Raw genomic sequence first — 14,906 nt, 5'->3', positions numbered from 1 at the left:
TTTGAATACCTAACCCACGATAAAGGCTATGCCCGTCGTTTGACTCGCTTTGGCGAAATCGTTAATCCGAAGGGTATTCGCACCGTGGGTGAGTTTCCTAATCTGACTGAAGCGTTGTTGCGCCACGGTTTCTCTGAAACCCAAGTACGCAAGATTATGGGCGAGAACTGGGTGACACTGCTGAAAGATGTGTGGGGCGAGTAATTGTATCCAAGGTTAGCCATCGGCTGACCTTACCCAATCGACACCATTATTAGACTTTTCAGCCGATTTGATCGGCTGAGATAAACAGAATCGATAGAGAGTTTTGAGGTAGAGAATCATGAGTGGACACGCACCCGAAATGCCAATAGTTGTTGATGATGAAACCGGTGTATGGACCACCGACGCACTGCCGATGCTGTATGTGCCGCGTCACTTCTTTGTTAACAATCATATGGGCATAGAAGAGGAGATCGGCGCCGAACGTTATGCCGATATCCTTTATAAAGCCGGTTATAAATCAGCTTATTACTGGTGTGAAAAAGAAGCCGAAGAGCATGGTCTCGAAGGTGCGGATATCTGGCATCACTACCTGAAACGTCTGTCTCAGCGGGGTTGGGGATTTTTTATCACTGAAGCGCTGGATGTTGAAGCGGGCACGGCCACCGTTCGGTTAGAAAACTCTTGCTTCGTTTATCAGTACGGCAAGGTGAATCGCAAGGTGGATTATATGTTTACCGGTTGGTTTGCCGGTGCGCTGGATCAGGTTGCTGAGAGTTTAGGCTATCCGGTTCGCACGCAATCTGAACAAACACAGTGCGCCGCCGAAGAGGGTTGCGAGGTGGGTTATTTTGAAGTGACTCCGCTCGCCTAGCTGACAAAACGGCTCGTCAGCGTTTTGAGCTGAAGGGCCGTGAGTTTCTTACGGTTAAAGCAATAGATCTTGATCGATAGGAAAAAACTCACTGGCTGAATTGATCAGTGAATTTGCTGTTAATGCCGGCACGCCATAAACCACGGCATCGACGCTATATTTGCGTTTTACCCTTTCTAGCAATAGATCAAAATCGCCATCTCCCGATAGTAAAACCACAGTATCCACCTCGGGGGCGGTATCCATCACGTCGATGGCAATCCCTACATCCCAGTCGCCTTTGGCCGAGCCATCACTGCGTTGGATATAGGGCTTGAGTTTGATATCGAAGCCAATATGTTTCAGGGCGTTTTGAAATTTCAGTTGGTTGTCATCACCACGATGAATCGCATAGGCAGTGGCTGCAACAATCTCACCCTGCTGGCTGATCTTTTGCCATAGTTTACGGTAGTTAAACTGCCGCCCATAGGCTTGCCGTGTGGTGTAGTAAATGTTTTGCACATCAGCAAAAATCGCGATTCGGTTCACAGCCAGTCCTTCCGGTTGTCGATGTTTAAATGGTGCTTAATGATTGCTTTTCTAGCTCTTCGATAAAGGCATCACGGATCAGATTGTTACGGGCGCCTTTACGGGTGATGACCGAGTAGTGAGTCGTAAAGCTGCGTTGCTCAGGCTGAATCGCTTTGAGACGGCCCTCTCGAACCCACTGCTGTGCATAGTGGGTTGGTAAAAAACCGATGTAGCTACCGCTGAGAATCAGAAAGGCAATACCTTCCCGGTCGGTTGAGCTGGCGCTAGCTTTGAGTATCGCTTGCTGCTGTTTGATTTCCGCCGATTGTGGGTAGGCGGGCAGCACCGCATCGTATTGGGTAAGCTGTTCATCTGTTAGCGGATCGTTTTCTTGGGTAAATAGCGAATGTTTATCGCTGCAATACAGTAGTGACTGTTCATCATAGAGCGGCAAGTAATTAAGGCCAGGCAGGGAGCGCTGTTCTGATACCACGCCGACCAATAACTGACCATCCAGTACACCAGATTCAATATCTTTAGGTGGGATCATACGAATATTGATAATAACGTCTGGGCCCCGCGCTTTGAGGGTCGCTAGTGCGCGAGTGATGCGCATTTGTGGCACGGTGACCATATTGTCGGTGATACCGATATTGAGCTCACCTTTGAGTTCGGTATTGATTGCGTTGATCCGTGCGCGAAAATTTTCTAAGTCACCAAACAACTGCAGTGTGGCGTCATAGGCTTCTTCGCCCTGTTCGGTAAGAGCAAATCCGGCACGACCCCGATTACACAGGCGCATATTCAAGAGGCTTTCGAGTTCTGATATGGCCAGACTGATGGCGGGACGGCTGATATTCAACTCGACTTCGGCGGCAGAAAAGCCACCGCTTTCAACCACGGCCTTATAGATACGCAGCAAACGAATATGGGCATCACCGAGTTGGCGGGGTAACAGGTTTTCTGAACGGCTCATTTTTAGGTAATCTTATGGTTAACTTTAAATAAATATTTGTAGATTTAATAAACTTAATCCTTGGCGATAATAGAGTCAACAAGTGAATAACCTGAGATGAAAAATATGACTGATAATCAGAATCGTTGTGGGCTTTCTCAAGAACAACTTGACGCCCATTGGATGCCTTTTACGGCCAACCGAAGCTTCAAAAAAGATCCTCGACTGATTGTCGCTGCCGAGGGTAATTACTATACCTCTGCAGACGGTCGTAAGATTTTCGATGGCCTATCGGGTTTGTGGAACTGCGGTGCTGGCCATAGCCGTCCGGAAATTACTGAAGCGGTAAGCAAGCAAGTTAAAGAACTGGATTATGCCCCTGCGTTTCAATTTGGTCATCCGAAATCATTTGAATTGGCTCACCGAGTAACTGAGTTTATGCCAGCAGGTTTGAATCGGGTATTCTTTACCGGTTCAGGCTCAGAATCAGTTGAGACGGCATTGAAAATTTCCCGCGCCTATTGGCGCAAGAAAGGTCAGGCGAGCAAAACGCGTCTGATCGGTCGTGCACGGGGCTATCATGGGGTTAACTTTGGTGGTATCAGTGTCGGCGGTATTGGCGGGAACCGAGCAATCTACGGTCAGGGGATCGATGCGACCCATATCCCTCACACGATGTTGAAAGAAAACCTGTTTACTCAGGGAATGCCAGCAACCGGTGCTTATCTAGCGGATGAGTTAGAAGCGCAGATTGCTATCCATGATGCGTCTAATATTGCTGCGGTGATTGTTGAGCCGATGGCAGGTTCTACCGGCGTTATTCCACCACCGGTTGGTTACCTGAAGCGATTGCGTGAAATCTGTGATAAACACAATATCTTGCTGATTTTTGATGAAGTTATTACTGCCTTTGGCCGTATGGGCGCGAATACCGGTGCAGAAGCGTTTGGCGTAACGCCGGATCTTATGACGGTGGCAAAACAGTTGACCAATGGTGTGATTCCGATGGGTGCTGTGGTTGCTAAGCAGGAGATCTACGATACTTTCATGGCGGATGCTGGCCCTGAATATATGCTGGAACTTCCTCACGGTTATACTTATTCAGCCCATCCGGTTGCTTGTGCTGCAGGTCTGGCATCACTGGATATTTTGACGAATGATAAGCTGATTGAACGGTCGAAATCGATGGCGCCTAAGTTCCAAGAGATGGTGCATAGTCTGAAGGGTACTCAGTACATAGCGGATATTCGCAACTACGGTTTGGCGGCAGGACTGACCATTGAAGCGGCACCGGGTGAACCCGCTTTACGTCCGCATCAGATCGCCATGAAGTGTTGGGAAAAAGGCTACTATGTCCGCCATGGCGGCGATACCATCCAATTGGGTCTGCCATTTACCGTTGAGGTAGAAGAGATTGATGGGTTGATTAATGCATTGGGTGAGTCAATACAAGAATTAAGCTAACGCCATTTTCTAACCTAATATCGCTGCACGCACTGTGCAGCGTATAAAGAATAAAGAGACAAAATTATGACAGTTGTAGGTCACCTAATTAACGGCGAGATGCGCACTGACGCTGCTCGTACACAGGCAATATATAATCCATCAACAGGGGAAGAAAGTAAGCAGGTTGCACTGGCCTCTGTTGCCACCGTTGAAGAGGCGATTGCTGCCGCAGAGCAAGCGTATCCGGCATGGCGTAATACCACGCCGGCAAAACGGGCGCAGGTGATGTTCCGTTTCAAAATGCTGCTAGAAGAAAACGCCGCTAAAATCTGTGAAATGATCGGTGAAGAGCACGGTAAAATTTCCCATGACGCGGCGGGTGAGTTACAGCGCGGTATTGAAAATGTCGAGTATGCGTGTGGTGCACCAGAACTACTAAAAGGCGAGCACAGCCGCAATGTTGGCCCAGGTATTGATTCTTGGAGTGAGTTTCAACCATTGGGTGTAGTGGCGGGTATTACGCCGTTTAACTTCCCAGCCATGGTGCCGCTGTGGATGTATCCTATGGCGATAGTCTGCGGTAACACCTTTATCCTGAAGCCGTCTGAGCGTGATCCATCGTCCACTCTGTTTATCGCTCAGTTGCTAGAAGAAGCGGGTCTGCCTAAAGGCGTGATCAACGTGGTTAACGGCGATAAAGAAGCGGTTGATGTGCTGCTGACCGATAGCCGAGTAAAAGCGGTGAGCTTTGTCGGTTCTACGCCGATTGCGGAATATATCTATAGCACAGCTAATGCCAACGGTAAGCGTTGTCAGGCTTTGGGTGGTGCTAAGAACCATGCGATCGTGATGCAAGATGCGGATATGGATAACGCGGTCAATCAACTGTTGGGTGCTGCGTTTGGCTCCTCCGGTGAGCGTTGCATGGCACTGTCGGTAGCCGTCGCTGTTGGCGATAAAGCGGCAGATACACTCGTTGCTAAAATGCAGGCTGCGATGGCGCCGTTGAAAGTGGGTGCATTCAGCAACAGTGATAACGATTTTGGACCAGTCATTACCCGTGCCCATCAGCTTAAAGTTAATGGTTTTATCGATAGTGCTGAAGCGGATGGCGCTAAGATTGTCGTAGATGGTCGTAACCCTGTGGTTGAAGGTTATGATAATGGCTTCTTTGTCGGCGCAACGCTGATTGATGGGGTTACGCCGGATATGGAAAGCTATCAGGCTGAGATCTTTGGCCCTGTATTGCAGATTGTCCGTGTTAATACCATGGAAGACGCGATGCAACTGATCAATGATCATGAGTATGGTAACGGTACCTGTATCTTTACCCGTGATGGTGAAGCGGCACGTTACTTCTCAGACAATATTCAGGTGGGTATGGTCGGTATTAACGTACCATTGCCAGTGCCCGTTGCTTACCACAGCTTTGGTGGTTGGAAGCGTTCACTGTTCGGTGATTTGCACGCCTATGGTCCGGATGCGGTACGTTTCTACACCAAGCGTAAGACGATCACACAGCGCTGGCCTTCCAGTGGTGTCCGTGAAGGTGTTTCGTTCGCCTTCCCAAGCTAAGACTGAACCAGCAGGGCAATCCTGCTGACTCGCTTATCAAAGAGGCGGCTCTATACAGCGCCTCTTGATGATCTTCGATTTACCGGTAGCCGTTTACGCGTCTACCGGTTTTTTGTGTCTGATGGGTTTTTACTGGGGGTTTAGGCTCTGGTGTTAGGTTATCGCTTTAGGCGAGAGACTGGCGCATCCATACTCTTTGCTGATGATGCTTGGCACGCTTACTTTGGGCGGCGTCGTGCAGCATGAGCAACCTAAAAGGGACGTTACTCTGTACCGATCTCTGTTACGCAACTGTTTACACGCTTGTCACTCGACAATGCGCTCCCTGATTACTCCTTGATTATGCACTTCCCATATTGACTGGTCGAAAAGTAACAGCAAGCTGGCGATGCTGTTTGTGCTGGCGAATATACCCAGAGTAGGGCCGATGGTCAGAATCGAAGGTCAGTGCGCCGGTTCCGGAGAACGTAGCCCGGCGCAGAAAGCGAGTAGGGATGGAATGGCCGATATCCGCATTTGTTCAACCCGCTTAATTCGTGGGGCTTGTTCTTATATGCCTTAGGAATGCAGTAAAACGGACAAGTAAAAGCAATATATGAACATATATCATACGTTAATGAAATCAAATCAATTTTATTCATATTAACAACCAAGTATAAAATACATTCTGCTTTGACCTTTAGACAGTACGACACGTGGTTTGAATAAGTCTTTAGGTATAAACCGCAAAATACTGTGATGACTGCTGACAGGGACAATCAGAAGGCCCCAAGCGTTAAGCAATAAACTCAGCCTTATTACATAAATGGATACTAGGTAATCATGAAAAAAGACTTTGAATTTACGATTAAGAGCACTTCTTTTGATGAAAGCTATCAGCCTTCAGACGATACGCGCCTTACGACGAACTTTGCTAATTTGGCGAGAGGAAGCTACCGTGAAGCAAACTTACGCAACGCCTTAAAGATGATTAATAATCGTTTTAATGCTTTAGCAAATTGGGATAACGTCAAAGGAGATCGTTACTCGGTTGAACTTGAAATCATTTCGGTTGATCTGGACATTAAAGGCAGTGGCGATACTTTCCCATCGATCGAAATATTGAAAACAATTATTGTTGATCATAAAACGAACAAACGTATAGAAGGTATGGTGGGGAATAACTTTTCCTCTTATGTACGCGATTATGATTTTAGTGTATTACTGCGAAATCATAATAAAAACCAGCCTGAATTTAGTATTCCTGATGGCTTTGGCGAACTGCATGGCAAGCTCTTTCAGCATTTTGTTAATTCAAATGTTTATAAACAAAACTTTAATAAACTACCGGTTATCTGTCTCAGTGTGTCGGATAACAAGACGTATCATCAAACTGAAAATCAGCACCCGATATTAGGTATTGAATACCTGCCAAGTGAATCCTCTTTGACTGAGCAGTATTTCAAAAAAATGGGCTTAAATGTTCGCTACTTTATGCCACCAAACAGTGTAGCGCCTTTGTCATTTTTCTTCTTTGGTGACTTATTGAATGATTACACTAATCTTGAGCTGATAAGCACCATCTGTACGATGGAGACATTCCAAAAAATCTATCGTCCTGAGATTTATAATGCCAATGCGCCTGCGGGAAAGCTTTATAAACCTAATTTGAATAACCTAGATCATTCAGTCACTCACATTATTTATGATCGAGAAGAGCGTAGTCAGCTGGCTAATGAGCAGGGAAAATTTACTGAAGAGAACTTAATTAAGCCATACCAAACTGTGCTTGAACAATGGTCTGCTAACTACGCTTAAGAAATACGTTCAATCATCAACCTAAATAGACGGCATTATTTATTATGAAAAAATTATTACCTACCTCAACTGCGGGTAGTTTACCTAAACCTATTTGGCTTGCTCAACCGGAAACACTTTGGTCTCCCTGGAAATTGCAAGGTGAGGAGTTAATTGAAGGTAAACAAGATGCTTTACGGGTCGCCTTACAAGAACAGCAGCATGCCGGTATTGATATTGTCAGTGATGGCGAGCAAACGCGACAACACTTTGTCACTACCTTTATTGAACACCTCGACGGTGTTGATTTTGAAAAGCGTGAAACCGTGAAAATTCGTGATCGCTATGAGGCCAGTGTTCCTACTGTGTTCGGTCCCGTCTCTCGTCAAAAACCGGTGTTTGTTGACGATGCTAAGTTCTTACGCCAGCAAACCAATAAGCCGATAAAATGGGCTTTGCCTGGCCCCATGACTATGATCGATACGCTTTATGATGATCATTATAAAAGTCGTGAAAAACTGGCTTGGGAATTCGCCAAAATCCTCAATCAAGAGGCCAAGGAGCTAGAGGCTGCAGGGGTTGATATTATCCAATTTGATGAGCCCGCATTTAATGTGTTTTTTGAAGAGGTTAATGATTGGGGTATCGCTTGTTTAGAGCGAGCCATTGAGGGACTAAAATGTGAAACGGTTGTACATATTTGCTACGGCTATGGCATTAAAGCCAATACGGACTGGAAAAAAACCTTAGGTTCTGAGTGGCGACAATATGAAGAAGTGTTTCCAAAACTGCAAAAGTCGAATATCGATATTATCTCGTTAGAGTGTCATAACTCTCATGTGCCAATGGAACTGCTTGAGCTTATCCGTGGTAAAAAAGTGATGGTGGGCGCCATAGATGTGGCAACCGATGTTATTGAAACCCCAGAAGAGGTCGCTAATACCTTACGAGAAGCGCTCAAGTATGTTGATGCTGACAAACTCTACCCATGTACTAACTGTGGTATGGCTCCTTTAGCGCGTAATGTCGCAAACGCTAAGTTAGCTGCGCTCAGTGCGGGTGCAGAGATCATCCGCCAAGAGCTGATCGCTAAAGAGCTCGCAGCGTAACTAAAGCAATAGCTAAGCAATAGTTAGACAGTAGCGTTATCAATAGCAGCCACAGGTAATGAGCTAAACACCCTATTTAGTCTGGTTACCTGTGGCATGAGGTTTAACTCCCGTTGCACTGAGTATATGAATCCTTACTAGCCTTTACTGTTTAACGGAATAAACAATAAAGCCTATAGGAAAAGTTGCGCTAACATGCGTAAGCCCGTAAACAGGAGGACAAAGGCAAAGATTTTTTTCAGTTTTGCGGCATCGAGTTTGGCTGCGAATGACGCCCCTACCGGTGCGAATAATACCGTTAGCGGCACAATACACGCAAAGCCGAATAGATTGACTAAGCCAAATGTACCCGCTGGAGCATCAATGGGCGTACTACCCAATATCAACATGGTGAGTGCACCCGGTAATGAAATAATTAACCCTATTGCTGCGGCAGTACCCACGGCCTTGTGGGCAGGGTAGTTATACAGGGTGAGTAGTGGAACCGAAATAGTGCCGCCACCGATACCCACCATCGAACTGAAAAAGCCGACGGATGTCCCCATAACGGTTTGGCCTGTTGCACCCGGCAGTTTTTCATACAACGCTGACTTTCCGGTTCTGAACAGCATATTGAGTGCTGATAAGACCGCGATCAGCCCAAACAATAGAGTGAGCATACTGCCATCAACGCGGGTGACTAACCAACTCCCCAGTAATACGCCTATCAGAATAAATACAGCCCAACGTTTAAGCAGGTTAAAGTCCACATTGCCTTTTTGATTGTGAGAACGAATTGAGCTAATAGAGGTTGGCACTATGGTGGCCAAAGAGGTTGCTGTCGCCACGAGCATCGCAGATTCTGGGGATACGCCAAAACCCTGAAACAAAAAAAACAACACCGGTACAATGACAATCCCGCCACCGACGCCGAGTAAGCCCGCTAAAATGCCTGCAAATACACCGGTGGCAACGAGAGCCAATAAAGTAGAGATATTACTGGTTATAAATTCAATGGTATTCATTCATTATTACTTCTATTTTTGATCACAACAAAGACCTTTCAGTCAATTTACGAGGTCATTACAACCTCCGTTTTAGGTTTCTAAGTAAAACAACCGCGCTAGCCTACCTGATAAATTCAGCTTTAGCTGAATCTAAGCTAACGTATTGTTATAATTAGTCATTTCCAACCTGATAGTAAATAAAGGTGTTTGATTGATAAAATGATATGATTTCATCAACCAATGAATATTGATCATCATTAAAGCTAAATGAAAGATAGGAACTAGCCTGTGTTGGAAAGGATCCACTTAGAAATACTCACCGCCATAAAAGAACATGGCACCCTAACCAAGGCGGCAAATTCGTTGCACTTATCGCAATCTGCGTTAAGTCACAGTATCAAAAAATTAGAAAACCAAGTGTCTACGCCTATCTGGAAAATAGATGGTCGAAATTTGCGTCTTACCGCTGCGGGAGAGCACATTCAAACGCTTGCCAATCGAGTATTACCCCAGTTTGTTCATACTGAATTATTACTCAATCAAATTGCCAAGGGTGAACTGGGGTCGCTACGTATAGGCATGGAGTGTCATCCTTGTTATCAATGGCTACTGAGAGTCATTGAGCCATATTTAGTGCATTGGCCAGACATCGATATTGACGTAAAGCAGGCGTTTCAGTTTGGCGCTTTAGGCGCATTACTGAGTTACGAAATTGATGTGCTTATTACACCCGATCCGCTTTTTAAACCTAATATAGACTATATTCCTGTATTTGATTATGAACATAGGCTCGTCGTTTCTGCATCTCACAAACTAGCTCAGCAAGCGTTTGTATTACCCGAGCAGCTAAGCGAAGAAGTGTTATTTAGTTATCCTGTTGAGCCGCTAAGGCTTGATATTTTCAGTCAATTTCTTAATCCAGCCAAGTGTTCAGTCAAAAAACACAAAAACATTGAAACAACTGAAATCATGCTGCAAATGGTCGCTGCAGGCCGAGGTGTTTGTGCTTTGCCGGGTTGGCTCGTGGATGAGTACTCAAAATCAATGCCTATTAAGAGCATTCGTTTTGGTGAGGAGGGTATTCATAAACAGATCTTTGTCGGTGTGCGTAACAACGAACAGCATATTGACTACTTAAATGATTTTATTGATCAAGCTAAAAAAACAAAATAATCACTGTCGATTTAACTTGCAGTTAGCGTTTTAGTTGACCACTTAGCCCTTGTTCCCCGTTTTCTAGGGTACGAGATGGGGTGTGAAGCAAGCGTGCAAATACACCTCGTGACATATTGAATTGTTCACGGATATTCACGATTTCATCAGGCGATCAAGTGCTTGCGCTGGGTTGGTTTACTGAGGTTTTGCTAGAGCCGCGGCTTAATTAAAAAGGCAGCGATTACCGCTGCCAAAGTGTCACAAGGATTAGCTTAGATGGTGCACCTCTTGCAGCCCGTAAACCGGCGTATCGATGCCTTCCATGCGGGCTTTGATTTGCAGTGATAGGTACTGTGAGTAGTGGCGGGACTGGTGTAAATTGCCGCCGTGGAACCACAGTGCTTCCTGCTGAGTTGGCTTCCACATGTTGCGTAGCTCACCCTCCCATGGGCCTGGGTCTTTCGCGGTATCGGAGCCTAAGCCCCAGCATTTACCCACTTTGTCGGCGACTTCTTGGGATATGATTTTAGCGGCCCAGCCGTTCATCGATCCGTAACCGGTCGCGTACACGATCAAATCTGCTTCTAGCTCTGTACCATCGGTAAGAACAACCGATTTCGGTTTTACTTCGGCAATCGACACACCGGATTTGAGTTTGATTTCACCGTCGGCAACGAGATCGGATGCACCTACATCGATGTAATAACCCGATCCACGACGTAGGTATTTCATGAATAGGCCTGAGCCGTCTTCACCAAAGTCGAGTAAGAAACCCGCATCGGTTAGGCGTTGGTAAAATTCGGCATCGCGCTCTGCAACGGCTTCATAGGCAGGAATATGAAACTGCGGCATGATCTTGAACGGAACCGAGCCAAAGGTGAGGTCGGCTTTGTAGGTCGTCATACCATTTTCAACCGCTTCTTCAGAGTACAAACCACCTAGCACCAGCTCCATCAACGAATCTGATTTGATGATATGTGTCGATGAGCGTTGAATCATGGTCACATCGGCATCGTTTTCCCAGAGAGCACAGCAGATATCATGGGCTGAATTGTTACCGCCCAGCACGATGCATTTTTTACCTTTATAGGCTTCGCCACCGGGATGCTGGCTAGAGTGATGTTGCTCGCCTTCAAAGGTATCCATACCCGGAATATCTGGCATGTTGGGAATGCCTGACATACCGGTTGCCAGTACCAGCTGTTTAGGGTGCAGCGTTAATTTTTCGCCATTGCGATCGACTTCTACCGTCCACTCTTGCTTATCCTCATCATATTTTGCATGTGTGCAGCGGGTTGATCCCCAGTAATTTAGCTCCATGACCTTGGTGTACATTTCTAGCCAATCACCCACCTTGTCTTTAGGGGTAAATACGGGCCAGTTTTCAGGAAAGGGGAGGTAAGGCATGTGGTCATACCAAATAGGATCGTGTAGCGAGAGTGACTTATAACGATTACGCCATGTATCACCCGGCTTAGGTAACGCATCAATCACGATGGTGGGCACTTCTAATTGGCGAAGGCGTGCGCCTAACCCGATCCCACCTTGGCCGCCACCAATAATTAAACAGTAGGGCTGTTCGGTGTAACCTAAATTAGCCTCTTCATGCTGACGTTTTTCGAGCCACGTTTGGCGGTTTTTATTCGCGCCGTGTTCAGCGCCTTTAGGGCGCAGCTTGTTACGTTTTTCCGGAAAATCTTTTAGCTCAGTCATGGTGGTAAGGAAGGTCCATGCGAGACCATCACGTAACCGCACATAGGCACGACCTTTCGCTATGTTCGTTTCGAAGGTGATCCATGCCTCGACTACGCCATCGGTTTCGGTGGCGTCTTCTTCAACTTTCCAGTTGCTGGGTGCCGCGTCGGTCATAGTGGCGGCGAGCATGTCGCTGATAGCGTTACGGCCTTCCATGGTTTTAATGTTCCATGTAAAGGCAACTAGGTCGCGCCAGAATCCATCTTCTTCAAATAAAGAGGCGGCGTCAGCGGGTGAAGTAGAGCTGAGTGTAGCGGCTAACTGTTCTACCCATGCGACAGCGTCAAGGGTGGGTTTATGAGTAGCGGTTAGTGCAGTATTGGTCATAACTATCTCCAGTGCAGTTTGTTTTTTTTGTGCTGCGTTGACTTAGGAGATATAGCAGCAAGCGTGCCAGTATCAGCAATGCTTATTTTAATGTGAGATAACTGTTTGATTTATATGTTTAATTTTTCTTTGTTGGATATGTTTTGAGTGAGATAAGTTAAATTTGAGATTCTCGCCGAGTGTTACAGCTGTAATGCGAACACCTAACAGCTGTAACGCGTGATGATAATGAACGTTACAGTTGTAAACCTGTTCAGTTAACGATTTTCTGCTGCTTACACCACACAATTGAGTGCATTTGGCGACCGAAGGTGAGGCTAGATACACCCCTGAAAGAAGTATAGAAAATGCCTCTTTTCAACGGTAGACTCGGTGGGATCGTGAAATAAAAATAACAGTCACGGGCTAAGGAATAGGCATGAATAACGCAAGTCAGCGTCGTCATATAGATACCATACTCAGCTATGGCGGGCACCAGACAACGAATAAAAGTTACTCGCCCACTCATGAGTTGATTGGGCGTTCGTGGCAGCGATGTTTAACAGAATATGGTTTAGATCCCAGTCAGCCCAGACCGGCGCGTATCGTCACACATCAAACATTGCGTGAGCATCAAGATTCGGTAGATGAGTTTTTGAACGTCGCGCGTGCGGGTGTCGAACAGCTCTACACGCAAATTTCTGGCCTTGGATACGTACTGTTGTTAAGCGATCATCGGGGGATTACCGTTCAATTTTTAGGTAATAAGCATGATGACGACCGCTTACATAAAGCTGGGCTTTATTTGGGTGCTGATTGGAGTGAGCAATACGCGGGTACCTCGGCGGTAGGTACCTGTATACAAGAGCAACAAGCACTGACTTGCCACCGCGTTGATCACTTCGATAGCTCGCATATCGGCCTAACCTGCACGGCAGCACCGATCAAAGATCCATCCGGACAGTTATTGGCGGTATTGGATATCTCCGCCTTAAACTCCTCCCGTACGCCTGAAAGCCAAAACTTTGCCTTACACCTAACGCAGCTGTATGCACGTCTGATTGAAGATGCCTACTTCTTGCGGCGCTATCGCCACAGTTTAATCTTTAAGTGTGATCAATCCCGTGAGCTGGTTCAGGTCAATGGCCAGTTATTGTTTGCCTTAGATGAGCAAGGGAATATCCTTGCGGCTAATACCGCGGGTCGTGCTTTGCTGGCGCAATATCAGCCCATCTCAAAAGATTCGATTTCGTTACCCGATTTATTGGCGTGCCAGTGGCGGGATATCTTATCCATCACTTACGAAAGTAAAGATGGCGTACGTGCGTTTCGGGTATCGTGCACTCAGCAGATGTTATACGGCATTTTGATTGAGCCAAGGACGAAGACCTCAAGCCAATTGAATGTATCAGACGTTATCGCTTCGCAAGACGAGTCAGTCCCACCGTTAGATAAGCTATGTGCCGATGATCCCGCCATGCGGCAAACGATTAGCTTAGCTAAGCGATTACGCCATCGTGATGTTAGCCTGCTTATTTTAGGTGAAACGGGCACGGGTAAAGAGGTGCTCGCGAAAGCCATTCATGCCACAAGCCATCGGTCAGATCAGCCTTTTATGGCCGTTAACTGCGCCGCTATTCCTGAATCATTAATCGAAAGTGAGCTGTTTGGTTATGCGCCGGGAACCTTTACTGGGGGGCGAGTGAAAGGAGCAAAAGGCCTCATTCAAGAGGCCAATGGCGGTACGCTCTTTTTAGATGAAATAGGTGATATGCCGTTACAGTTACAAAGTCGTTTATTACGGGTATTAGCCGAAGGGCAAGTATTACCCCTTGGCGCATCGCAGCCGGTGAATATTGATATCCGTGTACTTGCGGCCACGCATTGTAATTTGACGCAGCTCATTACTGACGGATTGTTTAGAGAAGACCTTTACTACCGGCTAAACGGTGAAACTTTAAAACTACCCGCTTTAAAAGCGCGAGTCGACAAGCACTATCTAATCAAGTTGTTATTAAAACGTATTAATCCCGCCGCACGACTACGTGCCGATGCGATGAGCGCGTTACTGGCCTACGCATGGCCAGGTAATATCAGGCAGTTAGTTAACACGCTGACGTTTGCCGAAGCCATTTGCAAAGAGGGAGAGATCACCGTCTACCATTTACCGGAAGAGTGCATTGCTGGTCGATTGGATAAACCAACTTTTGCTTTACCCATGCAAGTATTAAACCCGAGTTACACAGCAACGTTGTCGCCAGAGACTTTGTCAGATCCTTTGTTAGAAAAGGCCGATGCTAAATCCGAGCAGCAAATACTGATTAATATGCTCCGTCAGCAGCGGTGGAACATTTCTGCTGTTGCTAAACAATCAGGGATATCTCGGCCAACGGTTTATAGACGCATGAAAAAGCTTGGGATTCGTTTGCCGAGGGATGTTTAGTTAATCTCTAGTTCGCTATTTGCATCGTTTTTTG

Annotated in this window: 12 protein-coding genes; 8 read left to right on the top strand and 4 right to left on the bottom strand. The window is 46.4% G+C overall.

What is annotated here, in order from left to right:
- Both KO512_RS09140 and KO512_RS09135 read left to right on the top strand, forming a co-directional pair.
- Positions 1–204, top strand: a 204-nt coding sequence (locus KO512_RS09140) for a membrane dipeptidase (protein WP_215952024.1), incomplete at its 5' end; no start/stop codon positions are given.
- A gap of 118 nt (positions 205–322) precedes the next feature.
- Positions 323–856, top strand: coding sequence for a 4-vinyl reductase (locus tag KO512_RS09135; protein ID WP_215952023.1), 534 nt, complete (start codon positions 323–325; stop codon positions 854–856).
- 54 nt (positions 857–910) lie between these two features.
- Here the strand turns inward: KO512_RS09135 and KO512_RS09130 are convergent, their stop codons facing one another.
- Together KO512_RS09130 and KO512_RS09125 are read right to left on the bottom strand one after the other, a co-directional pair.
- Positions 911–1,384: a LabA-like NYN domain-containing protein gene (locus KO512_RS09130; RefSeq protein WP_215952022.1), complete on the bottom strand. Its 474-nt coding sequence runs from the start codon at positions 1,382–1,384 to the stop codon at positions 911–913.
- 25 nt (positions 1,385–1,409) lie between these two features.
- On the bottom strand, positions 1,410–2,342 hold the full coding sequence (locus KO512_RS09125; protein WP_215952021.1) for a LysR family transcriptional regulator: 933 nt from the start codon (positions 2,340–2,342) through the stop codon (positions 1,410–1,412).
- Positions 2,343–2,447: 105 nt separating this feature from the next.
- Here KO512_RS09125 and KO512_RS09120 point away from each other — a divergent pair, with 105 nt between their 5' ends.
- The 4 genes from KO512_RS09120 (at position 2,448) to KO512_RS09105 (ending at position 8,227) form a co-directional block, all read left to right on the top strand.
- The gene (locus KO512_RS09120) at positions 2,448–3,785 is read left to right on the top strand and encodes an aspartate aminotransferase family protein (protein ID WP_215952020.1); all 1,338 of its coding nucleotides are present in this window, start codon (positions 2,448–2,450) and stop codon (positions 3,783–3,785) included.
- A gap of 66 nt (positions 3,786–3,851) precedes the next feature.
- The gene (locus tag KO512_RS09115; protein ID WP_215952019.1) at positions 3,852–5,342 is read left to right on the top strand and encodes a CoA-acylating methylmalonate-semialdehyde dehydrogenase; all 1,491 of its coding nucleotides are present in this window, start codon (positions 3,852–3,854) and stop codon (positions 5,340–5,342) included.
- An 822-nt stretch (positions 5,343–6,164) separates the two neighbouring features.
- On the top strand, positions 6,165–7,139 hold the full coding sequence (locus tag KO512_RS09110) for a DUF1852 domain-containing protein (protein WP_215952018.1): 975 nt from the start codon (positions 6,165–6,167) through the stop codon (positions 7,137–7,139).
- 44 nt (positions 7,140–7,183) lie between these two features.
- Positions 7,184–8,227, top strand: a complete 1,044-nt coding sequence (locus KO512_RS09105) for a methionine synthase (protein WP_215952017.1) — start codon at positions 7,184–7,186, stop codon at positions 8,225–8,227.
- A 173-nt stretch (positions 8,228–8,400) separates the two neighbouring features.
- On the opposite strand, the gene KO512_RS09100 is transcribed toward KO512_RS09105, so the two are convergent.
- Entirely contained in the window at positions 8,401–9,231 is an 831-nt protein-coding gene (locus KO512_RS09100) for a sulfite exporter TauE/SafE family protein (RefSeq protein ID WP_215952016.1), read from the bottom strand.
- A gap of 270 nt (positions 9,232–9,501) precedes the next feature.
- On the opposite strand from KO512_RS09100, the gene KO512_RS09095 reads away from it, so the two are divergent.
- Entirely contained in the window at positions 9,502–10,386 is an 885-nt protein-coding gene (locus KO512_RS09095) for a LysR family transcriptional regulator (protein WP_215952015.1), read from the top strand.
- 249 nt (positions 10,387–10,635) lie between these two features.
- On the opposite strand, the gene KO512_RS09090 is transcribed toward KO512_RS09095, so the two are convergent.
- Positions 10,636–12,450 (bottom strand): NAD(P)/FAD-dependent oxidoreductase, encoded by a 1,815-nt coding sequence (locus KO512_RS09090; RefSeq protein WP_215952014.1) that lies wholly within the window; start codon positions 12,448–12,450, stop codon positions 10,636–10,638.
- Positions 12,451–12,868: 418 nt separating this feature from the next.
- Here KO512_RS09090 and KO512_RS09085 point away from each other — a divergent pair, with 418 nt between their 5' ends.
- The gene (locus KO512_RS09085; protein ID WP_215952013.1) at positions 12,869–14,872 is read left to right on the top strand and encodes a sigma-54-dependent Fis family transcriptional regulator; all 2,004 of its coding nucleotides are present in this window, start codon (positions 12,869–12,871) and stop codon (positions 14,870–14,872) included.
- Positions 14,873–14,906 lie beyond the last annotated feature (34 nt).

Origin of the sequence: Amphritea atlantica (assembly GCF_018860855.1) — a bacterium.
GTDB lineage: Bacteria > Pseudomonadota > Gammaproteobacteria > Pseudomonadales > Balneatricaceae > Amphritea > Amphritea atlantica_A.
This window is presented reverse-complemented; position numbering and strand designations above follow the sequence as displayed.